This is a genomic window from Paenibacillus alba (genome assembly GCF_013204855.1).
In the GTDB taxonomy this organism is placed as follows: domain Bacteria; phylum Bacillota; class Bacilli; order Paenibacillales; family NBRC-103111; genus Paenibacillus_E; species Paenibacillus_E alba.
On sequence record NZ_JABMKZ010000022.1, the window covers coordinates 103,617 to 125,692 of the forward strand.

Here is a 22,076-nt window from a genome sequence, read left to right on the forward strand (position 1 = left end):
AAAAGCATGCATAATTGCAGGAATTCCTTGATTTAGGCTATCCCAAGAGCAAAAAGGATGCATAATCGCAGGAATTCTGCGAAATATGCACGACTGAGGCGGTTCTGACGAAATGCGGCGCGCATACGGCAGCTTGCAGGACTAATCCACCTCACTTCTACTCACTCCAGTTCACTCTGCTCGCTTCAACTCACCCTAGTTCACCCAACTTACTCTACTCACTCCAGCCCACCCAGCACACTCCAACTCACTCCAGTTCACTCTGCTCACTTCAACTCACCTAGTTCACCCAACTCACTCTACTCACTCCAGCCCACACAGTTCACTCCAACTCACCCTAGTTCACCCAACTCACTCTACTCACTCCAGCCCACCCAGCTCACTCTGCTCACTCTGCTCATTCAGCTCACTCTGCTCCCCCAACTCACCCAGGCATCACAAAAGCGCAAAATGAGAAAACCTCTATCGAGGCCATAGAGGAGCGACCGCGCTAGAGGTAGGGTGTATCGCCAAATAAAGCCGCCCCCAAGTAGATTTCCTACTCAGGGACAGCCCTATGTCCAACTTGCTTTAGTAATAAATTCGCGGCTGATCCTGATCCTGAAGCTCGGAACGCTTCTGCAGGAAGCGGTAGAACGCGCTAGCTGCTTGTGCTTTCGTTACTTCCTGCTGCGGTGAGAATTGCCCGTTAGTCAGCGTCATAATATCCAGCCCCACTACAATGGCAGCGACACCTACCTGTTTGAGCTTGGCAGCATCGGCAAACTGTTGATTAAAGACACCATCAAACTTCGTTAAAGCCTTGTAGCCCAGCGCCTTCACAATCAGCTGCGCCATATCTTCGCGGTCCAGGGTAGCATCTGGGTTGAAATCCGTGCCGCCGTCCAGCAAGCCGCGATCAACCGCATTTTCGACGTATGCGAAATACGGCGAAGAGTTGCTCACATCCGCAAAGGAAGCCTTCCGTTCCGCTCCGTAATAAATGCCGCCACCTCCGCCATTCATGGCAATGACGAGCATTTTGACCAGTTCGCCACGCTTAATCAGTTGATCCGGATTCACCTTGCCGTCCTTCACATCCAAGGCTTGGTAATCCAGCATAAGCTGCAGCTCATTCTTAGCCCAATGATTGTCGATATCGCTGACGACGATTTTATCCAAGGAGATCGTCTCGCCCGTTTGGCTATTGCGCCAGACACCCGTTTGTGCGTCCAACAGATAAGCATCACGGTTGTATTTGGGAATGAGCGAGTAGACAAGCTTAGCTACCTTTTTCTCACTCGTAGTCGAAGCAGAAGAAGGCGGAGTTACTCCGGCTGCAATCATCACACGATACTTCTCAATCGGTATGCCGCCAATGTATCCAGTATCCTCAAGCGTATAATTGAGCTGTATATCAAACTGTGCGAGCCAGAGATCTTTGGCTTTATTAATAGCCAGCACTTCCGGCTTCTGTTTCGGATACGGCAAAGAACTGATGGAGAAATTATAGTTCGTTATTTGACCGGTGACCCGATCAATGCTGACGGACACTTCCTCATTGTTTGCACTGACCCCGTCGATGACGCGATTGAAATGAATATCCCAATTCCGCAGCTGTTTCAGTTGCTCTGCCGTATAATCCTTCTCGGACTGTACGCGAAGCACTAACTGATCTGTGTAGGCAGGAAGCTGTTGTTTTACTAGATCAACGGCTTTGGTGACCGCATCCGCGTAGGCAATTTTGCCTTCAATATCTTTGGGAGCATCCGGACCAGCAGGGATGTAACTGCTGAAGCTCATAATTTCTCCAGTTTTGCTATTCACATTGGCCCACGCACTTCTACCTGGAACCTTGCTCACCGCATCCTTCTCAGCCTCTATCGTCCAGCTCAAATTCCAGCTCGAGCTTGTTTCTGCTGTTTCTGGATCGGTACTTTCATTATAGGAAGCATCTCTGAGCTTGAAATCCGCTGGCAGATTAAATACGGAGACTACTTTCTTCACAGCCTCTTCCTTCGTCAAATCCAAATTAGCCGGCTGCGCAGCTGCGAGAGGCTTATCAGTCAAAGACTTAACCCCTTGCTGGCCATTCATTGCCTTAATCGGGTTCCATACCTCACCGGTCTCTGCATTCAGCGAAAATGGATTCAACATATACGAGATGATCGGAAGTTTCTTGCCTCTAGCACTGTACGGAATCTGATACTGCAAAGAAAGCTCAGCTTTATCGTGGAACAATTGGGCCGCCTTCTCTTTGGATATCGGAGTTATCTGAGCCGGGAAAGTGACATCATCCTGCCAATTGTAGTTGTAGCTCGTAACTTGCCCATCCCCGTTAACGCTGACATTAATCCCATTCATGCCAAAAGGAACTCCGCCTACCGAGCGATCATATCGAAGGTTATAAACATAATTGCCATTCAAAGGCGTACGAAATGCCTTCTCCTCCGTATCATTATAGATAAGTTCCTTCTGCTTCTCGGGATTGATTTTGGCAATGAACGTGGAAGCCACCTCTTTGGCTGCTTTGAAATCTACCTTTGGCGGATAGCTCGGTTTATGTGCAGGATCATTGTCATTCAACGAGAATGACATCAGCGTGCCGTCCATACCGTTAATGGACACACTCAGATACCCATAGTTCTGATCCTTCACTTTGCGTGTATACGAAATGTTCCAAGTCGGCAAATTCTGACCATTCATGGTGTAATACCCATTTAAGCTGATTGATTGCAACGCAAATCCTTCCGGCAGCGTTATGTATGTCTTAGCTCGCTCCAATGCTTGCTCTTTCGTAATCTTGGCATCCTGCATCTTGCCATCCCCCGGTGCTAACGGCATAGAAATCGCTTTGCCCTCCACGACCTCGTTCGCCCATACACCCGGAGCAGCGGTTAGCAGCAATGTGGAAGCGAGGACCAACGTTCCAGCTTGTTTGACAATATTCAATGTCATCTTCCTCCTTAGCGTTTATACGCTTTTACCTAAAAGATATCTACGATTTCCTAACGTAACGTATTGGTAAAATGTTGCTTGGAAGTTGCCTGACAGACTTATATTTATTTTTTTATCCAATCGCACACAAAAAAGCACATGCCCGAGCCACCCTTAAGGCGTTCAGGCAGGTGCACTTATTTACTCGATTTGGAGCTTTCCTGACTAAGCGTCTGCATTAAGTCCTGCATTTCGCCTTGCGTCAAATTCCGCCATTTCCCCACCTTCAGAGTCCCTAGATGGATATGCATAATCCGTACGCGCTGAAGTCGCACCACACGGTAACCAAACGCTTCGCACATCCTGCGAATTTGCCGGTTAAGCCCTTGGGTCAAAATGATGCGGAAAACACGGTCGCCAACTTGATAAATCTCACAGGGCTTCGTCATTGTTCCAAGAATACGAACGCCGCTTCCCATTCCTTGCAAAAACATGGGCGTTATCGGCCGATTAACCGTTACAATGTACTCTTTGTCGTGATTATTTTCCGCTCGCAGAATCTGGTTCACAATATCCCCGTTGTTGGTCAAAAGGATAAGTCCTTCCGAATCTTTGTCCAATCGGCCTATGGGGAAAATACGCTCCGAATGCCCAACGAAGTCGACGATGTTGCCTTTGATATGGGCTTCGGTCGTGCTGGTAATCCCTACTGGCTTATTAAGCGCTATGTAGACATGCTCCTTCTTCTCCCCGATCACCTGTCCGTCAATGCGAACCTCATCGTCAGGCCCCACAACGCTTCCCAATCCGGCGAGCTCGCCGTTAATGGTAACACGCTTCGCCTCCACCCACTTGTCCGCTTCGCGTCTGGAGCAAACGCCAGTTTCACTAATAAATTTATTAATTCTCATACCTGGGAAATTCCCTTCTATGCCGTAATCAGACCACTCAAGTACCTCTTATTATGCTGGATTCGCGCATTGGGTTCAAGTAGCCCTGCCTGAGAAGTGTATTCTACGAAAATAGTGCAGATAAATTAGTAGATTCATCCATACAAAATCTCCGAATCTAGCATCTACTAATTCTAGAACAGGAGGGATGCTAAATGAGTATGAAACCTATTAAAAAACCGCGTGTGACTTACAAAAAAGTTGTCGCCACAGCTAAACAAGCTAACCGCAAAACCGATTTAGGCAATGGATTTCAACGTTTCTTTTTTAACCGTACCATCACGCCTAACACGTATTTCACCTTTACCTTCAATGGAGGAAGCTTAAAACCGATTAGTGGCGGATTCTTTATCGCTAATCAAAATTCTTTGCCTGCCTACGCAACCAGCTTCTACAACCAAACTGATTTTGTTTACGTGATAACCGTATTCAATCCTACCGCTTTCACTCGTGCCATTTCCTTTACATTTGTTGCTAAGCAGTAAGGGAGAAGCAGCCTAACAAATGAAACCTGAGTGCCTCAGCAAAGCCTTCAAAGCCAACTTTTCATGGTTTGAAGGTTTTTTGTTCTGCAAGCCTCTTTTCTGTCTATCTGAACCATGTTTGATATACTAAGAGAAAATACGCAGCATCAGGAGGACCATTATGCGCATTCTGCTCTTGGGAGCCACTGGCCGAGTCGGCCAACGAATTATGGAACGAGCCTTGATGGACAAGCACGAGGTCACTGCCCTCGTTCGCAATCCGGACAAGGTCACTCTCTCGTCCGATCAACTCACTTTATTACGCGGAGACGCTTGTCATGCCGATGACATCCATGCTGCTGTCAGCGGCATAGATATCATCATAAGCTGCCTCGGTACCGATGGAGGTACCGTGTTGACTGAATTCACGCCCCTGCTGATCAGGGCGATGCAAGCTCACGGTGTGAACCGCGTTGTCACCGTCGGCACAGCGGGCATCCTGCAAAGCCGGGAACATACCGGCTTGCTGCGCTACGAAGCCCCGGACACCCGGCGCTCATCCACCCGAGCTGCGGAGGAACACCGCAGGGCATGGGAAATGCTCGCTGCATCGGGCTTACGCTGGACGGTTGTCTGTCCGACGTACCTGCCGGACGGTGAGCCGCAAGGCAGCTTCCGCGCCGAGCGGGACTACTTGCCGGAAGGCGGCAAGTCGATCACTGTGGGGGATACCGCGGCGTTCACCTATCAAGTCGCGTGCGCGGATGAGTATGGCGAATGCCGGGTAGGGCTTGCCTATTGAGCGACTGCGCGAAGTGATAGCGTATAGCGCCATGACAAAAAGGATGGAAGCCGATATAACGGCATCCATCCTTTTTGTGCGGTATGCAGCTTTTTCCTAGCCTCTGCTTCGTTCTTTCGCCAAGGCCGCGATATTGACCAATGAAATCACAATACCAACAGCACGGAACACATAGCCCAAGAGAGGAATAAAACTCAGAAACGACATGGCAATGTTGATAATCGTTTTGATTGTTGTCCCATTGCTTGTAAGGATAGCAAAAATTAAATTAACGAACACAAGCGGAATCACCCATGCACACGACCATAAGTAAACAAAAGGAATAAGTCCAAGCAAATACCCAACAGCAATGGCCACCTCGGATAAAAGCTGCAATAAATTCAGTAATCGCGCTGTTTCAGAACGCATAGTTCGTTCCTCCATTTCACGTAAGTTCCAATTAATATTGTAGCATAGCCTCATTCGTCCGTCCTCAGACTTTTGGCTAGTTTGTCTTTACTGTGAACTTCCTATCCGCGGGTTAGCCCGCACGCGCAAAAAGCCAACAGACGCGAAAACTCCCCGCGTCTGTTGGCTTCTCTTACAACCCGCTGCGCACTTCGTCTTCAGCGGCCGCTGCTGTTTCTGGATGTCCCTGCTGCAGCTGGTACATCTGGTAGTACCGACCGAGGAGCCCCATCAGCTCCTCGTGATTGCCTCGCTCGACAATTTCGCCGTGGTCGAGCACCAGAATTTGGTCGGCGCTTTTGATCGTCGACAGGCGGTGGGCAATGATGAAGGTGGTTCGCCCCTTCGACAGCACTTCAAGCGCGGCCTGAATGACGGCCTCGGTCTCCGTGTCGATGGAGGCCGTCGCCTCATCGAGGATCAGGATCGCCGGGTCGAACGCCAGCGCCCGGGCGAAGGAAATCAGCTGCCGCTGCCCGGCTGACAGCGTGCTGCCCTTCTCGACCACAGGCTCGTCGATGCCGTGCGGCAAGCCCTTGAACATCTCCGCTGCGCCAACCTCACGCAGCGCGGCTTCTACCCGTTCCCGGGTGATGGACGGATCATCCAACGAAACGTTGGATGCAATCGTCCCAGTGAACAGGAACGGGTCCTGCAGCACGATGCCCATATGCTGGCGCAGCAGCTGCTTAGGCATCTCGCGCACCTCGCGGCCGTCGATCGTGATCCGGCCATCGTTCACATCGTAGAAGCGGAAGAGCAGATTCAAGATCGAGCTTTTGCCTGATCCGGTATGCCCCACCAGCGCGACCGTCTGCCCTTGTTTGGCCTCAAACGAAATATCCTTCAGCACATCTTCGCCTTCTTTATAAGCGAAACGCACATGCTCAAACTTAACATTGCCCTTATAACGATCAGATTTCTCCGCAGCGACATCAATGCCCTGCTCATCCAGCAGCTCGAACACGCGATCCGCGGAAACAAGCGCCCTCTCCAGGTTCGGCAGCTGGTTCACGATGCCCACCATCGGATGAAACATCCGGTTCAGATAGTCAACGAAAGCGTACAACACCCCCACCGTTATCAGCGTATTCAAGCTGCTGCCGCCAACATACCAGATAAGACCGAAGAAGAATAAATTCCGAACTACGTTCATCAGATTATGTGAAGTTAGCGAGTTCAGGCTGAGCAATTTGTTTTGATACGACGTGTATTCATCGTTCAATTGTTCGAATTCCTCAATCGTTTCCTTTTGTCGGCGAAAAGCCTGAATGATGGTCATCCCTTGAATCGACTCATTAATGATCCCATTGATGGACCCAATCCGCTCACGAATCTCATGATTGAAGTAAGAAGCAAATTTACGATAAACAACAATCCAGACATAGAGCAAAGGAATGACCGGAAGTGTAAACAAAGCGAGTCTATAATCTAGAATGAATAATGCCGCGATAATGCCAACGATATAAATCGTGCCTGTAAAAAAGTTAGCCAACACCTGGATATACAGGTCTTTGACAGATTCCGTATCATTGGTAATTCGGGATACAATTTTACCCGCTGGCTGATTATCGAAATAGTTGATCGGCAGGCGCTGAATTTGCGCGAACACATCGCTTCGCATGCGCTGGATGATCCGATTGGCTGCGGACTGAAGTAAATATCGTTGCCCGTAAGTAAAGGCAGCTCCAACTAAAATCAATAGGAAATAGAGGCCTGCCAATTTCATTAAGCTAATAAATTCAGGCTTATAGAATGCGTAAAGTTCTTGTACGCCTAGCTTTTGAACATCATACTCTGCCTTCTCTGATCCTTGCGTTATAGTTAGCTTCCCAGTATCTGAAAGCTTGCGTACGCCATCAAAAACAATGGGCTGATCCACCCATACGAATTGGCTTCCCACCTGCAAAATACGAACTTCTTTCCCCTTCGGCTCGCCTTCAGGAAAATTATCGCCACGCATATAGAACGTGCCGCCTCTAGGAACGGACTTGCCGGCTTGCGTCGCGGACTGCGTCTCATACCACGGCTTCTCGATACCGAGAATATGCGTATCAATCATCTGCCGCGCGATAAAAGGGCCTGCCAGTTCGGTCGCTACGGCAACAGATAAGAAAAGGAGCGCAATAAGCAGCGGCTTTTTGAATAGGGCTGCGTATTGAAATAATCGTTTACCTGTTTGTTTCATTCGGTTTCTCACCTTCTTTTCAGCTTTATCTATCATCTGCTACGCCTGCGTTTTCTCCTCAAGCTGCTGACGGTCATACTGCTCTTTGTACCAGCCGCCGAGCTCAATAAGCTGCTCATGCGTGCCTTCTTCCACGATATAGCCTTCATCCAATACGACAATCCAGTCCGCATGCTGAACAGCAGATAAGCGGTGTGTAGTGATGAGCGTTGTTTTGCCTGCACGTTCCGAGCGAATGCCGCGAATGATCTCTGCTTCTGTTTTGGCGTCTACTGCCGAAAGTGCGTCGTCCAGCATAAGGATTTCCGGATCTACATAAAGCGCCCGCGCAATGGAAACACGCTGCTTCTGGCCGCCGGATAAGGCTACGCCTCTTTCTCCGACTAACGTCTGCAAACCTTCCGGCAGAAACTCAACGTCCTTGCGGAAAGCGGCAAGCTCAAGTGCTTGCTGGAGCTGATCTTCCGATCCTCCGCTTTGGCCGAACATAATGTTCTCTCTGACTGTTTTGGAGAAAAGGATCGGCTCCTGCGGCACATAACCAATCCATCCGAGGACCGTATCAATGCTCAGCTGCTCAATAGGCGTATCCGCCAGCTTGATGGCTCCTTGCCCCGGCGGGTATTCTCTTAAAAGCTGCTTGAGCAGCGTGGTTTTGCCGCTTCCTGTACGGCCCACAATGCCAAGCGTTTGACCACGCTGCAAATGAAATGAAATATTAACTAAATTATCAATCGAAGAGGACGGATAACGGAAGGTGACATTTTGGAAGCTGATCGTATTCGGCAGCAAAAGCGTCTTGGCTTGCGGATCTTCTTTCACATCCGGCTTATAGCCAAGCGTCTCGTTTACCCGATCAAGGGAAGCATTCCCGCGCTGCATGATGTTCATCAGCTCACCGATGGCGAACATCGGCCAAATCAGCATACCCAAGAAGGTATTGAAGGAAACCAACTCGCCGAGCGTCAGTTCACTATGGAAAACCATATAGCCGCCGTAGCATAATCCGATCAAATATGAAATACCGACCAGGATTTTGACCGTTGGTTCAAAAAGAGCGTCGATAATGGCAACCGCGATATTTTTGCGGAATACATCGTCCGTCATCGTTTTGAAGCTTTGTTCACTCGCTTTCTCTTGCACAAAAGCGCGTATCACTCGAACGCCTGCGATCGTTTCCAGCACGCGGTCATTCATTTGCCCAAAAGCATCTTGGGCCCGTATGAATCTCTCATGAATACGACTGCCGTAAACGGTAATCGCAATCGCCATGAAGGGCAGCGGAATAATAGCCGCCAAGGTCAGCTTCCAGCTAATGAAGAAGCCCATCATCGCCAGAATAGTTAGCATGAACAAGGTTGAGTCGACGAATGTCAAAATGCCGAAGCCCGCCGTCGTCGATACCGCCTGCAAATCATTGGTGGCTCTAGCCATCAGATCTCCGGTACGGTTTCGTTCGTAGAACGTTGGTGTCATGCGGAGCAGCTGTCTTATTAAGCGGGAGCGGAGAATACGCTCTAATACGAAAGCACCGCCAAACAGCTGGTACAGCCAAACATAAGATAGTCCGTACCCCGCGACGATTAACGCGCCCCAGAAGGCGAGCAATTGCACCAGCTTGCTCCCTGTCAAAGTTCCCATGTGTATGCCATCAATCGCATAGCCGATCAGCTTCGGAGGGATTACGTCAATAATCCCGACGATAATCAGCAGCCCAATGGCAATCGTGTAACGCTTCCAGTTCATTCGAAAGAACCAAGCTAATTTCTTTAATACTGTAAACATCTATCTTTTCACTCCTCTCAAATGGCGCAAACGAATACCTACTTATCCACGCAAAAAGGGCACATCGCACGCCGCGATATGCCTTCTATCAAACAGAAAAGCGCTCGTCACGAACTTCTTCGTAACCCGCGCTTTCGATTAGCGTTTATGTTGGAGAACAGAGACTGAACAGACATTAGGCGTGCGTTCAGGCTAATAAGCGGGCTACTTCATATGAAATTGTATGGTCTAGATTCGGCTTGCCATGATGGAATAATCGCTTCGTAACCATATCAATCATCTTGTAACCCTCCTTTTCCCAAAAGTTGTATATTTAAGCTTACAGTGGTGATCTTAACATCCTTCTCAAGTCTGTGTCAATCGGAGAGAAAGACTATAACGGAACTCTCTGAATGAGGAATTTCGGATCGTATTACTCACCTTTAGCTGAAAGCCAAAATGTCACACATGTTTCAAAATCTCCCGGCATATTCATAACATATAGATTCATCGCGCATAGGGGAGTGAATGTCCATGGTCGATAAAGTATTTGCTTTGCTTGGATGGATTACGGCCTTTGGAATTGTGATTGGAGGCGTTATTGCTGCTATCGCCCGCTTCGTCAGCCGCGATTCGACGAAGTACGATATGGAGTTTCTATGGGGGCATCGCTTTACTTTGGAGGAGTTGGAGTTGCAGCCGCGAGAGCCTGTTTGAGCTTCTTTGCGGCGTTGTGAGATGACAATAATCTGCTGTAAGTACGTTTTTTCAACGCTACAGAGGGGGAGAGCTGCAATTTTACTCCTTTAGCGGTGTAAACTACCTCGTGATGCTGGGATTGCAATACTCTCCCTCGCAAATACAAGATAAGGCCGGACTCGCGTTCGTCCCAATAGGATTTTGTAAAATTGCAGAAAAACCTATACGAAAAGGAAATATGATCCGCTATTTGCTTCAAAATCCGATATTCGCAGCTGAAAGGGAAATATGATCCCTTATTCCACCTTTATAAGGTGAATTTCCAGCAATTTAGACTAATTAGCGTACCGTAGTTCCGTTTGATCAGCCAAATGACCGTTTGGACGCTGAATAAGGGAACGTAGTTTCCTTCGGGGCATCATGTCAGCCGCAAGACCCTCAACTAACCCATGCTGGCTCACCTCCTCGGCAACCTCAAATAGCAAGCTTCGCTCTCCTCATAACATTTAAATGATCTATTGAAAAGGGTGATCTGCCAGCTGCTCAGCTTCCAGATCACCCTTTTCTTTACTTGGCAGAGGCTTGTCCATTGGCTGCCAGTGGCGCTCCCACTCCAGAGGCACCTGGGCCTGGGCCTTGTCCTGCGCCTTGTCCTGGACCGGTTCCAGCACCTGGACCGCTGCCTGGAGCGCCCGTCATAGGTCGATGAACCATTTGACCTCCAAGGTGGCCTGTGTAGCTAACGAGAATAACCGCGGCCAGCGCGCCAATCAAATAAATGGGATTGCGGCCCAATTCGAGCTTTTTCCAAATCAATAAGCCTACGCGAATGATGGCAAGTACAACGGCGAGGAACATGGTAAGGCGTGCATACAGCTCATGCGGAACAACCAGCGGATTGCGCCAAGGCGACGGGCCTGTAAGAACGGCCGCGACGGCACCTAAGGCGCCAACGATCAGACACAGCATCCCTGCCGAATGCCAGTCGCGTTTTCTGAAAATCAAAGCGATCAAATCAAAAACAAAACTAAAAATAAGAAGTGCGATAGGGACATGTGTCACGATGAAATGCAAATTATTCAAAATGTAATCCACTTCGTTTCTCTCCTCTATCTATCTATTCCCTTTACACTACATAGTGTAGTGTAAAGGGCCTGCGAAGTCAATATTTACCTCTAAATAGGGCCGAAGTCCGTCAAGTTAGCTGACATGGCTTCGACCCCTAGGTTCTACGGTCCAATTGTTTAAATAAGTCCATTAAGCAAGATTACGATAAGCAGGGAGCTGGCCATCCGTATAAGCGGCCAATGCAGCGACAATTTCATTTGAGGGTCCAAAATATGCTGAATTCTGACATTCATAGACGTTTCGGCAAACGAGGCGTGGGATAGGGAGATGATCTGCGGTGTCGGTGCCTGTCTGAGCAGCTTGAGAAGGGCGCTGCCTAAATCTAAAGATTGCTTCATCTGGCTAATCGCATACTTATCCGCTCTAAGCTCTATCATGATTGGATATTTCTCAACCAGCCAAGCAAAAATAGGGATATACCACATCGCCTTGGACAGGGTGGCAAGCAGCAATCCAGCCAGCGGATCCCGGTATCGCACATGGCATTTCTCATGCTCAATGACGGCTTTAAGCTCATTTGGCTCCAGCATGTCGATTAGTCCCGTCGATAACAGAATACGCGGCTTCCATAACCCCACTGTCATCGCAATTGGAGCTTGATACGAGATCATGCTCAAGGCATTTGGACGAAGCCCAAATTGATCTTGATATTGCTGCGATAATGCGGATACTTCAGATAGCTTCACAATCTTCTTTGCTTTCCACGTATCTCGTGCATGCTGCACCATCAGCCATATCAGCAAGCCAAATGTATGGAGAATCAGCACATTTATCGCGTACCAAGCAAGCGGTGCCGGCACATGCAGCTTTTGAAATAAAATGATGCACAAATCAAAAATATTAAAAAAGGGTCTCCATGTAAAAAGATGCTGGAGCAAATAGAGCAGCATTTGCAATAAAATAGCTCCCGATACGGCCAGAGAAGCGAGATACAACCCTTTGATTCGCGATTCCTTCATCGTTATCGATCCTTTTTGAGTTCTTTGATTTGTTGCTCCAGCTTGTCGAGCAGATCTGGATCTACTTTATCAAGCGCATCCACCATGTGAGTAACAGCCAATGAGCCAAACTCTTCAATGAGGTCAAACGTAAGCTCCTTTGATTGGGTTTCCATGAACTGCTCGCGCGTTACGACGGGTCTGTACATAAAAGAACGGATAACGGATTTTTTCTGAAGAATTCCTTTGTCCACTAGCCGGTTCATGACCGTCATCACCGTATTAAAATTGATCGCTTTATCCTGATCCAGCTTGATTTGCACATCTTTGATCGTCATTTCCGCGGAAGTTCCCCAAAGGATTTCCATGATCTTCGCTTCCAAAGGGCCGAAAAAACGATTAAGCCCGCTTCCTTCATATTTAAAATTTTGCATTTTCATGATTGCTTCACTCCTTACACTACAAATTGTAGTAGGCAGCAAGAGCGAAGTCAAGATTTGAAAGACGAAGGGACATAATAAGATTTTGACAACGGAGGCGAGAAGCGATATAATACTTACATAAAGTTAGTTATTAATTATTATATAGTTAATAAGGAGGATTCACACATGAATATTCGCATATATGGCGCTGAACAGCAAGGCGTGGGAGCTTTTGACGGAGGTAAGTTTCTGGAGCAGCGGGCAGTCAGCTTCCCTGGCGAGAAAACCGCGGTAGACCGCGTCGGCCCATTATTCTACTGGGCTTGGGGCAAAGCTGCCGATGTTGCCGAAATCGGCATGCATCCCCACAAAGCGTTCGAAATTGTCACCTATGTCATCGAAGGTCTCGTGGAGCATCGCGACTCCCTTGGTTCTCTGGAGACGGTAACAGACGGCGGCGCGCAAGTGATCCAAGCCGGTTCCGGCGTCTATCACGCCGAGGCGTTCCGCACTGTCGGAAGCGAAGCGATGCAGATCTGGTTCGAGCCTCATCTCAGTGAAACGGTGAAGAAGCCAGCAACTTACCGCCAATATAATCACGAAACGTTCCCGAGTCACCGCACCGATGGTTCAGTGGCCAAAGCCGTTATTGGCGGAGAGGCTCCAATTCAATTAGATACTGACGCTATTATGCATGACTGGACGCTTGAGCCCGGCGCTTCATTCAGCTATCCTCTTGACCCAAGCCGTCAGCTGGCCTTTCTTGTCATCCGCGGGCAAGGTGCCGCGGGATCAGGCGAGCTGCAGACGTTGTCCCATAAGGATTTCGTCGTAGCTCAAGCGACAGAGGAAGGCGAAGCCCTCCGGCTTCAAGCCGATGAGGAGCAAAGCCTTCGTGTCATTGCCATTGATGTTCCTGTAGATCCTGGGTACACCTTGTATCGTAAATAATGGGGCTGAATGGGGCTGACTTGAAGCTAAATGCAGCGGATGTCATATGAAGTGGCTGCGCCCTCATACGAGCAATACCCGTAGCTCACGGATTTCGAAAAGCCTGCGAATGTGCAGGCTTTTTCGAGCAAATCGTGTGAAAACGGCAGAAAGCCTGCGATTATGCAGGCTTTTTAAGCTTTTCCATCATGAAATCGAAAAAAGCTCTCAAAAGGATGCATATTCGCAGGCTTTTCACCTGCTTGCTTATTCCCGAGCCGAAAAGGATGCACATTTGCAGGAATATGCGCAGCGCGGCTTACGAACCTGAAGAAACTGCAAGACTATCAGCTTGTGCTGCATGTGCTGCATGTGCTGCATGTGCTGCATGTGCTGATTGTACTGCTTGTACAGCTTGTACTGCTTGTACTGTTGTACTTGCTTGTACTGCTTGTACTGCTTGTACTGCTTGTGCAGCTTGTGTTGCTTGAGCAACCTCTGCAGAACTCAAACTGCAGCCGCTTCGCTTCTACTGATTATTTTGCAGTCTTGCTTCTTCCTCTGTCAGCTCTTGAGCGAGCTGCTGAACCGCGGACGAGTCGGAATGCATCGTTGCTTGGTCGACCGACTTTTCCGCTTTGTTGATAGCATTCTGAGCCTCGTCCAAGGTCTGAGAGGTCGGGTGAGAAAGCGCGTGGGAAACAGCGCGATGGACATTTTCCACGGAATTTTGCGCCGATGATATCGGGTTTTGAGATTGAAGGCTGGAATCTGACTGAGTCATGATGTTGATTACCTCCTAGGGGCTGATTAGGTCACAATCGCTATCTTGAGGCATTTGGTCAGATTTTATACCAAGCTGCCGATTTCCTTGCTTTCAGCCAACGCTGCAAGCCTGCAAAAACAGCATACGATAGACTAGCGCCTAGCGCATTCAGTATCACATCGTCCACATCCAGACTGCCGACTCTAAGCAGCATTTGCAGAACTTCCAAGATAATCAGCGAACAACCAAAAAGCAGCAGGAACGCCACAAAGCGACGAGTCCAAGGAAATAAATACGGCAACACAAAGCCATAAGGGGTGAAGACACCGATATTCCCCCAAATATTAATGATCCATGTCCGCGTCGAAAAAGAATGCCTATGCAGCACATACATTCCGATTGTTCGAAAAGGCACCAAGTTGTAGTGATAGGGTCCACTTGTACGGATACTGCGCCCAAACCCCATAAACATCCAATACAGCAGACAGCCCGTAAAGCCAAGGAAAAATAGCCAAACCAACGCTCTACCCAACCTTCTGCGCTTCCCGCTCATCACCCAATCACCGCTTCCCTTCCTAGTAGCCAAACAAAGAAACCTCCTTCAGTTTCCTGATAAGAGGTCTCTTAGCTCAACACTTCTATTTCAGAAATGTAAAGGACTCAAATGCTTTCGTTAAACGAGCTTCGTTAGCCTCCGTACGAACAGCTTCATCAATACGAAGCGATACGGTATAAGTAATCTGATTTTGATTAAAAATGTAGATCGTTTCCTTGTAAGGAATTTTGGCAGTCGCATAGCTAATGTCGTATTTCTTCGCTTTCACATCTTGGAATAGCGTCACTTCTGAATCCGAATACACATATTCTTTATCATTGGTATGGCTTTTCTTTTGGGCAGCATCCTCGTCTTTAACCGCATTGTCGAAGGAGGTTTTGCTGTCTGCGCCAATCGTGAGATCACCGCCTGTGAATGCGAATGTTTTGTTGGCTTGATCCTTATTGTCATATGACTTCATGCTCGTCCAGCTCTCTGGAATTTGCAAGGCATACTTGTATTTCTCATTCTTGAAAGGAACCACGCGGTCCGGATCCGCAAGCTCGTCCAGATCTTGAATAAAGCCAAGCTCTTGATCCATGCGGTCTTTGTCCACTTTGATTGACGAGGTCAAGGCTTTCTCCAGCTCATCCAGCTCGGTACCCTTATCGTCCTTCGGATAACTGACTCCGATCTCATATTTATACTTGTCCTTGATGAAAAAGAGGGAGTAGCCTGCGTTCCACTTTTTGCCCAAGGTATTCGAGTAGCTCAGCTTCATAGCAGGCACACCAGCGAGCGTCAGCTCCACGGGCTCATCCAGCGTGCGATACTTAGGCGCGTACTGCGCTTCAAACTGTTTCGTTTGACGATCTGCCCACGCACTCAGCGTATCTCCGGAAGAAGCAGAAGTTACACGCACATGGATCGCTTGGGAATAGTCATCGTTAAAGAAAGAGGAGCTGCCGGTATAACCGCCTTGCTGCCAATCGGATGGCAGAGCAAAGGACAAACCATACTCATTCGTATACGTCGTATTCCCGCTCGAATACACCGAAATATCCCGCAACGACTCATCCTTGGTGTCAAAAGAAAGCTTGAAGCTGTCGAGCAGATCGTTGTAGCTGTTTTGCTTAAAATCATTGTTGTAGTGCTCTTTGGTTACGAATAATTGCACTTTATAAAGCTTGCCCTTATACAGATAGCCGCGGGTCTGAACATAGCCCTTGTCCCCTGAGCGACTAACGATTTTGGCAAAAGGCTGACCTTCCCGCTTCACATACTGACGCTCCAGAATCGTCGCGGACGACTGATCCGAATACTCATCCTCCTCATCAGAAGCTAACAGGCTAAGCAGCGCGGATGGCGACAGTTCATCGCTTTGCTTGCTATCCACTGTAATCGACAAGGAGAATTCGCCCTTCGCATCAATGAAATTAACCGAACCCCCGTCATCGGATTGACGCCCCTTCACAAGGCCTGCCGGGTATTTCATCGACCATCCGAAATGGCTGTCTCCGATCTTCGTTTTGCCGCGATCCGCATCCAAATACGAGCCCTCGGCATCTTCTGTCCACTTCGTTTCCTGCTGCTTCACTTCGCCCAATGTAACCGATTTGGTTACTGCCGAACTGCCAGATTGAATCTTAATATCCACTTTATCGCCTGGCAAGTAATGCTTAATCGCTTCGTTGTAATCCACCAAAGTCTTCACATTGCTGGTGCCGATAGCAACGAAAACATCATCCTGCTGAATGCCTGCCCCAGCGGCTGGTGAATCCGGATCTACATAAGCAACCCTTAATCCGGTTGAACTTGGCAAGCCTACTACCGCTTCCCAGCTTTCCTCCAGCTCGAGTCCCAAATACGGCCGTTTGACTTTTCCATACAGCTGAAAATGCTTCAAAACATATTTAACGGTGTCTATCGGTATGGCGAAACCGAGATTTTCCACACCAATTTCCGCATATTTCATCGTATTAATGCCAATGACTTCGCCATTCATGTTGATCAGAGCGCCGCCGCTGTTGCCTGGATTAATCGCGGCATCGGTTTGGATCAGCTGATATTGCGAGCTAACCGAGCGGTCAAGTCCACTGACGATACCGACAGTAACAGAGTTTCTAAGCGCAAATGAGATCGGCGTCCCAATCGCAGCAACCGTTTCACCTACTTTAATCTCGGACGACGATGCTAGTGTAGCCGGCGATAACCCGGTAGCATCAATTTTGACCAAGGCCAAATCGCTTTCTTCATCCATATTCGTGGCATGCCCGTTATAAGTTTTACCATTCGAAGTCACGACGACGATATTTTTCATATCCTTGACGACATGCGCGTTCGTGACGATAACCCCGTTGGACTCGACAATCACGCCTGTGCCGTGGGCTAAATTAAAACGGTTCTTCTCCATCGTCTTATTCGAATCGTTGGAAGGCTTGCCAATAATCGCTACAACGGAAGGCGACGTTTTCTCAACAACTTTCGGAACCTCTGAATTCAATTCCGCTGCATAAGAAGGTGCAGGACCTTGCAAGGAAATAAGCAAAAACGCTGTCAGCAGCGCTATCATCCCTTTTTTCGTATATATATTCCATTTCCCCATGCTGCTCTCCCTCTCTTAACAAAATATGGCAGTAGCTAGAATCTAGCATATTTGAGAAAGAGAGACAATATAAAAATTGTTAAGATAGATTTCCGCATTCCATTATCCGCTCCGGGTGGGTGTAAATCGTTAATTGGTCTCTGCGAATAAAACCAACCACGGTAATGCCCAGATCATGAGCCAAACGAAGCGCCAAGTCGGTAGGAGCTGATTTGGATAAAAGGATGCCCACACCGATTTTTGCCACTTTGAGGACAACTTCGGAAGAAACTCTGCCGCTGAAAGCAATCACTTTATCTCGAACAGACACCCGCTGTCTTAACAAATAACCGTAAATTTTATCAAGGGCATTATGCCGGCCAATATCCGCCCTGCCCAAAAGAAGCTCACTCCCTGTGCATAGCGCGGCGTTATGAAGCCCCCCTGTGGCCTTGAAATCCGCTGATTGCTCCTGCAGTTGATTCATCAGATAGAAGCACTGCGCAATGGTAAGCTGGAGCGGTGTGCGGACGGTTTTGGCGGTTCGGGCGTCATTATGGAAGTAAAACTGCCGGCTTTTCCCGCAGCAAGAGCCGATGAAGCGCTTGGATACCATCTTCTGGCTTAACTGATGAAGGTTGCGCAGCTTCACATGAGCGAAACCCCGCTCCTCCTCCAGCGTAAGCGACTCTATTTGATCGATGAAGCGGATTAGCCCCTCCGAGGCCAGAAAGCCTGCAACCAGGTCTTCCGTATCTGTCGGTGTATAAACCAGTGTAGCGAACTCTTCGCCGTCAATTCGAATGGTCAGGGGCGCTTCAGTCGCAATTGTATCCTCTTGTGGAATGATTTCGGTCCCCGTATAGCGATGAATCGTCCAAGTTGTCGTTGAAGAAAGCGCGGGCTCGCTTGGAGCTTTATCCGGTTCGTCTTGCATCGTCTTCACTCCACTTCTGTCTCCAGCTCTTGAATGCGCTTCTCGATATAACGTGTATCTTTGTGAGCATGGTAGGTTTCTGCCTTTTCCACGATAACAGCTGTATTGTATTCAGGGATGCCGGCGTATTGCTCATAAACCCCCTTGGGAATGAGGGAATTGCCTTCAGGCCAATGGACTTCGATGTTGCCTGGCTTCACTTCGGCACATTTCACTCTGCCGTGCATGCTTCCATAGCTGTTGTAGACAACAATCGCCTCGCCCTCCTGCAGCGAGAGAGCAGCCGCGTCCTCGTGATGGATCAGCACATCGTAGCGATCCGCGTCATTAAACGGGTCGATGTCGCTGTAGATCATCGAATTGAACTGCTTGCCGCGGCGCGTCGTCACCGCGAAATGCCCCTCCGGCTTCCGCAGCTCCGGAAGCTCGATCGGCAGCAGCGCGCCGCGGCCGTCCGGCGTCGGACAGACGCCGTCCTCGCACAGCCACGCGCCGCCGTATTGAAACACATCACCGCGCTCACGCAGGTGCTGGATGCCGTTATAGCTTGGCGCGGCCAGCGCAATTTCCGCGCGGATCGCTTCTGCGCTGCCGCAGCCAAGCAGCTCGGCGGCCTCGGGCTTCACGCGGCGGGCGAGATCGGCATAGATCGCCCACTCCGCGCGGGCTTCGCCGATTCGCGGTCCGGCGATCTCGGGCGAGAAGTACACCATCCGCTCCGTCGAGGTGGACGTGCCGCCCCCGGGCTGCTCGTAGCGCGTCATCGCGGGCAGCACGACCACGGCCTCCCGCGCATCCAGCAGCGTGGAGGTATTCAGGATGATGTCCTGGTGAACACGGACATCGACGCTCGTCAGAGCTTCGCGGACGAAGGCCGGGTCCGGCATCGTCTCGAGGAAGTTGCCGCCGGAGGTGTAGAACAACCGGAGCTTGCGCTCCTGCTCCTGCGGCAGGAGCGCGTTCTCGAGGGTGACACCGACGATGTCACCCTGCCAGCCCGGCAGCTCGAAGCCCCAGAGCTGCTGGATGCGCTCGCGGTCGGCGGCGCTGCTGATGTCGCCGCCGGGCAGGCTGAAGGGATCGGCGCCCATTTCGCCGGATCCCTGTACGCCACTGTGACCGCGGATGGGCATCAGCCCGCAGTGCTCGCGGCCCAGAAAGCCCCGCAGGAGGGCGAGATTCGCCACCTGCGAAATATTGTCCGTGCCGAAGCGGTGCTGTGTGAGCCCCATGCTCCACACGAAGACCGCACTGGCGGCACGCGCCAGCAGCTCCGCGAACTCGCGCATGCGTTCGCGGGTGAGGCCGGACGACTGCTCCAGCGTCGTCCAGTCCTGCTGCGCCACGTGGGCGCGCAGCTCTTCAAGCCCCTTCGTGTGCGCCTGCACGAACGCATGATCAATCGCGGAGCCGACCTCACGCTCCTCCATCTCGAACCATACCTTCATCACGCCGTTCATGAAGGCGATGTCCCCGCCGATGTTCACTTGGTAGACATCGTCGCACAGCTTCGTGCCGAAAACGGCCGATTCGGCAATGGAAGGAATCCAATACTTCTCCATCGACGGCTCGTAGTAGGGGTTGATGACAATGATCTTCGTCCCTTTGCGTTTGGCCGCATACATGTACTTCGTGGAAACCGGCTGATTATTCGCGGCTACACTGCCCCAGAACACAAGGACATCCGTACCGATCCAGTCCTTGTAATTACAGGTCGAAGCGCCTACGCCTACCGAGCGCTTCAGGGCCGTCTTCGACGGGGAGTGGCAGATCCGCGAGGCATTGTCGATGTTGTTCGTTCCGAGCAGCCTCGCCACCTTCGCTGCCACATAATACGACTCGTTCGTAATTCCCCGAGCCGTCAAATAAAAAGCCGTTTGCTTCGGATTCGTCGCCTTCATCTTCGCAGCAACCAAATCCAGCGCCTCGTCCCACGTGGCTCGGCTGAATCTTCGCTCCCCTTGGCGGCGAATGAGCGGATATGGAATCCGGCCGAGCTGTCTAAGCTCGGTGCTGTTAAGCCGGCTCAGCTCCTCGATATCGGCGTGCAGCAGCTCCTCGCGAATCGCCGGCATTGTATTAAGTCTCAGCACGTTCAGTCGTGTCGTGCACAGGTGTGGTCCGGCCAACGTTTGATCGTACAGCCCTGATACCCCCAGTGCACAACCGTCGCAGACGCCCTGCGTCAGAATCCGATAGGCATATGGCAGATTATCGCGATTCTGCCAAGCAATCTTGGCGGTTTCACGGATATGCTGCGGTTTAATTTTGCCAATCCCGAAAGGCACCTTGCTGACCCACAGCTTCGGATCCGGCTTCATGGGCAGCTTGATCGGCCCGGTATGTTTCGTTTTCCCCATATCATTAGCTCCTTTTGCAGTTCATTATCAGCCTTCATCCGCTAGCATCCGTTCTTAGATTCTATGTGCAAGCTCTCAGCCATATATCCCCGTCCTGCAAACGCCCAAAGATGCCAAAAACCACCGCAAAACAATCCCCAGACCTCCTCATAACAGAGGAAGCCTCAAGTCCTGTTTCACAGTGGTTAGTCTCCGGCAGGTTCGCTACCGAGTGCCAAGCCTTATGATAAATGTTTATACTTCTTTTCTAAATCTTGGTCAAAAACAAACACCGACATCCCAACATCCTGCTCAATATCAATATCTACGAAAAGCTGAACGAATTTAGCGCCTAGCAGCTCTTCCATTTCGACAGGGGGATGCTCCTTGTAAATCTCTTTCACCATTTCCGTGCGCGCCGTGCGGAGCATCTGTCTGCCATCGCCCGTCTTCGCCATAAACTTCTCCACAGGAGACAAGTTGCCTGCCATTTCACAGATCGCCCAACACTTGCAAAAGGACGTGATTACACGTTCCGGCCCTTTGCCCATATGCTTTTTGCGATAGGCCTTTACGAGATTGCTAAATTCGGCCTCCATACGATTCATTGGTCAGCCACCTTTATGTTTGCTGCTTCAATCATAGCAAGAAAGCGCATACCTGACAACCGGATATGAGAACCTCGGGGATAACTCATTTCGAATATGGAGCTTTGACACCCCTAGACTAGATCTTATCCCTTTTACTCGTGATCCTCTTCGTCCCATTTCCGCGAGTACGCTTTCTTCGTTACCCAGAACGTTGCACCTATAATAATCACTAGCGCAATAATTCCCAAAATAATCGCACCGGTCATCTCCAAACACACTCCTTTTTTGCCTTCACATCGTCGCAAGGAAGCTATCCTCTTTAACCTCTACTATAGCTGATAGACATTCGAACAAGCAAAGGTCTTTTGCCTTCTCAATAGAAGGAACGTCTTACAGCATGAAGGGTATGCCCCAAAGATGATCCGCCATTCCCCGTTTCGCAAATAAGAGTCTCTACGAGCTTCTATCTACGCAAAAAAGCACGCTTTTTCACGAATAGAAGTCTTTCGAGACTCTTATCAACGGTTAAACACGCAAAAAGCTCCCTCATACAAAGTACACTGGTACCCATAGTCTGGACACTTTGAAAAAGTGTTCAGACTGTGGGTACTTTTTTTTGTATACTAGAGTAAGCACCGGAGGGGATTACACCATGTCTAAGAAAGTCTTTAGCGAAA

General features: G+C 49.6%; 19 protein-coding genes. 4 read left to right on the forward strand and 15 right to left on the reverse strand.

All coding sequences use genetic code 11. The features are described 5' to 3' along the window. Positions 1 to 570: 570 nt before the first annotated feature. Entirely contained in the window at positions 571 to 2,931 is a 2,361-nt protein-coding gene (locus HQN90_RS24175; RefSeq protein WP_173223456.1) for an S-layer homology domain-containing protein, read from the reverse strand. Between the two features lie 182 nt (positions 2,932 to 3,113). Beyond that, positions 3,114 to 3,827 carry a 23S rRNA pseudouridine(2604) synthase RluF gene (rluF, locus tag HQN90_RS24180; RefSeq protein ID WP_173223458.1) on the reverse strand — a complete coding sequence of 238 codons (714 nt, stop codon included), beginning with the start codon at positions 3,825 to 3,827 and terminating at the stop codon, positions 3,114 to 3,116. 194 nt (positions 3,828 to 4,021) lie between these two features. On the opposite strand from rluF, the gene HQN90_RS24185 reads away from it, so the two are divergent. Both HQN90_RS24185 and HQN90_RS24190 read left to right on the forward strand, forming a co-directional pair. After that, a complete protein-coding gene (locus HQN90_RS24185) occupies positions 4,022 to 4,351 on the forward strand; it encodes a hypothetical protein (protein WP_173223460.1) in 330 nt (109 codons plus the stop codon). 160 nt (positions 4,352 to 4,511) lie between these two features. Further along, positions 4,512 to 5,132 (forward strand): NAD(P)-dependent oxidoreductase, encoded by a 621-nt coding sequence (locus HQN90_RS24190; RefSeq protein WP_173223462.1) that lies wholly within the window; start codon positions 4,512 to 4,514, stop codon positions 5,130 to 5,132. Positions 5,133 to 5,228: 96 nt separating this feature from the next. Here the strand turns inward: HQN90_RS24190 and HQN90_RS24195 are convergent, their stop codons facing one another. The 3 genes from HQN90_RS24195 to HQN90_RS24205 all read right to left on the reverse strand — a co-directional run bounded on the left by HQN90_RS24195 (position 5,229) and on the right by HQN90_RS24205 (position 9,552). Then, positions 5,229 to 5,540, reverse strand: a complete 312-nt coding sequence (locus HQN90_RS24195; protein WP_173223463.1) for a hypothetical protein — start codon at positions 5,538 to 5,540, stop codon at positions 5,229 to 5,231. Positions 5,541 to 5,712: 172 nt separating this feature from the next. Beyond that, positions 5,713 to 7,767 (reverse strand): ABC transporter ATP-binding protein, encoded by a 2,055-nt coding sequence (locus HQN90_RS24200; protein WP_173223465.1) that lies wholly within the window; start codon positions 7,765 to 7,767, stop codon positions 5,713 to 5,715. 39 nt (positions 7,768 to 7,806) lie between these two features. Beyond that, complete coding sequence (locus tag HQN90_RS24205; RefSeq protein WP_173223467.1) at positions 7,807 to 9,552, reverse strand: ABC transporter ATP-binding protein; 1,746 nt, start codon at positions 9,550 to 9,552, stop codon at positions 7,807 to 7,809. Positions 9,553 to 10,065: 513 nt separating this feature from the next. On the opposite strand from HQN90_RS24205, the gene HQN90_RS24210 reads away from it, so the two are divergent. After that, positions 10,066 to 10,248, forward strand: coding sequence for a hypothetical protein (locus HQN90_RS24210; RefSeq protein WP_173223469.1), 183 nt, complete (start codon positions 10,066 to 10,068; stop codon positions 10,246 to 10,248). A gap of 549 nt (positions 10,249 to 10,797) precedes the next feature. Here HQN90_RS24210 and HQN90_RS24215 read toward each other — a convergent pair. The 3 genes from HQN90_RS24215 to HQN90_RS24225 form a co-directional block, all read right to left on the reverse strand. Then, positions 10,798 to 11,325 (reverse strand): DUF2231 domain-containing protein, encoded by a 528-nt coding sequence (locus HQN90_RS24215; RefSeq protein WP_173223471.1) that lies wholly within the window; start codon positions 11,323 to 11,325, stop codon positions 10,798 to 10,800. Positions 11,326 to 11,474: 149 nt separating this feature from the next. Then, entirely contained in the window at positions 11,475 to 12,317 is an 843-nt protein-coding gene (locus HQN90_RS24220) for a M56 family metallopeptidase (RefSeq protein ID WP_173223473.1), read from the reverse strand. Between the two features lie 2 nt (positions 12,318 to 12,319). Next, positions 12,320 to 12,736 carry a BlaI/MecI/CopY family transcriptional regulator gene (locus HQN90_RS24225; protein ID WP_173223475.1) on the reverse strand — a complete coding sequence of 139 codons (417 nt, stop codon included), beginning with the start codon at positions 12,734 to 12,736 and terminating at the stop codon, positions 12,320 to 12,322. Between the two features lie 168 nt (positions 12,737 to 12,904). On the opposite strand from HQN90_RS24225, the gene HQN90_RS24230 reads away from it, so the two are divergent. Beyond that, positions 12,905 to 13,669 carry a pirin family protein gene (locus HQN90_RS24230; protein WP_173223477.1) on the forward strand — a complete coding sequence of 255 codons (765 nt, stop codon included), beginning with the start codon at positions 12,905 to 12,907 and terminating at the stop codon, positions 13,667 to 13,669. 298 nt (positions 13,670 to 13,967) lie between these two features. Here HQN90_RS24230 and HQN90_RS24235 read toward each other — a convergent pair whose 3' ends face one another. The 7 genes from HQN90_RS24235 to HQN90_RS24265 all read right to left on the reverse strand — a co-directional run bounded on the left by HQN90_RS24235 (position 13,968) and on the right by HQN90_RS24265 (position 21,417). Continuing rightward, the gene (locus HQN90_RS24235; RefSeq protein WP_173223479.1) at positions 13,968 to 14,159 is read right to left on the reverse strand and encodes a hypothetical protein; all 192 of its coding nucleotides are present in this window, start codon (positions 14,157 to 14,159) and stop codon (positions 13,968 to 13,970) included. Positions 14,160 to 14,177: 18 nt separating this feature from the next. Further along, positions 14,178 to 14,432: a hypothetical protein gene (locus HQN90_RS24240; RefSeq protein WP_173223480.1), complete on the reverse strand. Its 255-nt coding sequence runs from the start codon at positions 14,430 to 14,432 to the stop codon at positions 14,178 to 14,180. A 58-nt stretch (positions 14,433 to 14,490) separates the two neighbouring features. Beyond that, positions 14,491 to 15,000, reverse strand: a complete 510-nt coding sequence (locus HQN90_RS24245) for a VanZ family protein (RefSeq protein ID WP_246362808.1) — start codon at positions 14,998 to 15,000, stop codon at positions 14,491 to 14,493. 52 nt (positions 15,001 to 15,052) lie between these two features. Next, entirely contained in the window at positions 15,053 to 17,554 is a 2,502-nt protein-coding gene (locus tag HQN90_RS24250) for a trypsin-like peptidase domain-containing protein (RefSeq protein ID WP_173223482.1), read from the reverse strand. A 79-nt stretch (positions 17,555 to 17,633) separates the two neighbouring features. Beyond that, positions 17,634 to 18,470: a formate dehydrogenase accessory sulfurtransferase FdhD gene (gene fdhD, locus HQN90_RS24255; protein ID WP_173223504.1), complete on the reverse strand. Its 837-nt coding sequence runs from the start codon at positions 18,468 to 18,470 to the stop codon at positions 17,634 to 17,636. Positions 18,471 to 18,475: 5 nt separating this feature from the next. Continuing rightward, the gene (locus HQN90_RS24260) at positions 18,476 to 20,830 is read right to left on the reverse strand and encodes an FdhF/YdeP family oxidoreductase (RefSeq protein WP_173223484.1); all 2,355 of its coding nucleotides are present in this window, start codon (positions 20,828 to 20,830) and stop codon (positions 18,476 to 18,478) included. A 221-nt stretch (positions 20,831 to 21,051) separates the two neighbouring features. Next, positions 21,052 to 21,417 carry a Na-translocating system protein MpsC family protein gene (locus HQN90_RS24265; RefSeq protein ID WP_173223486.1) on the reverse strand — a complete coding sequence of 122 codons (366 nt, stop codon included), beginning with the start codon at positions 21,415 to 21,417 and terminating at the stop codon, positions 21,052 to 21,054. Positions 21,418 to 22,076: the final 659 nt, after the last annotated feature.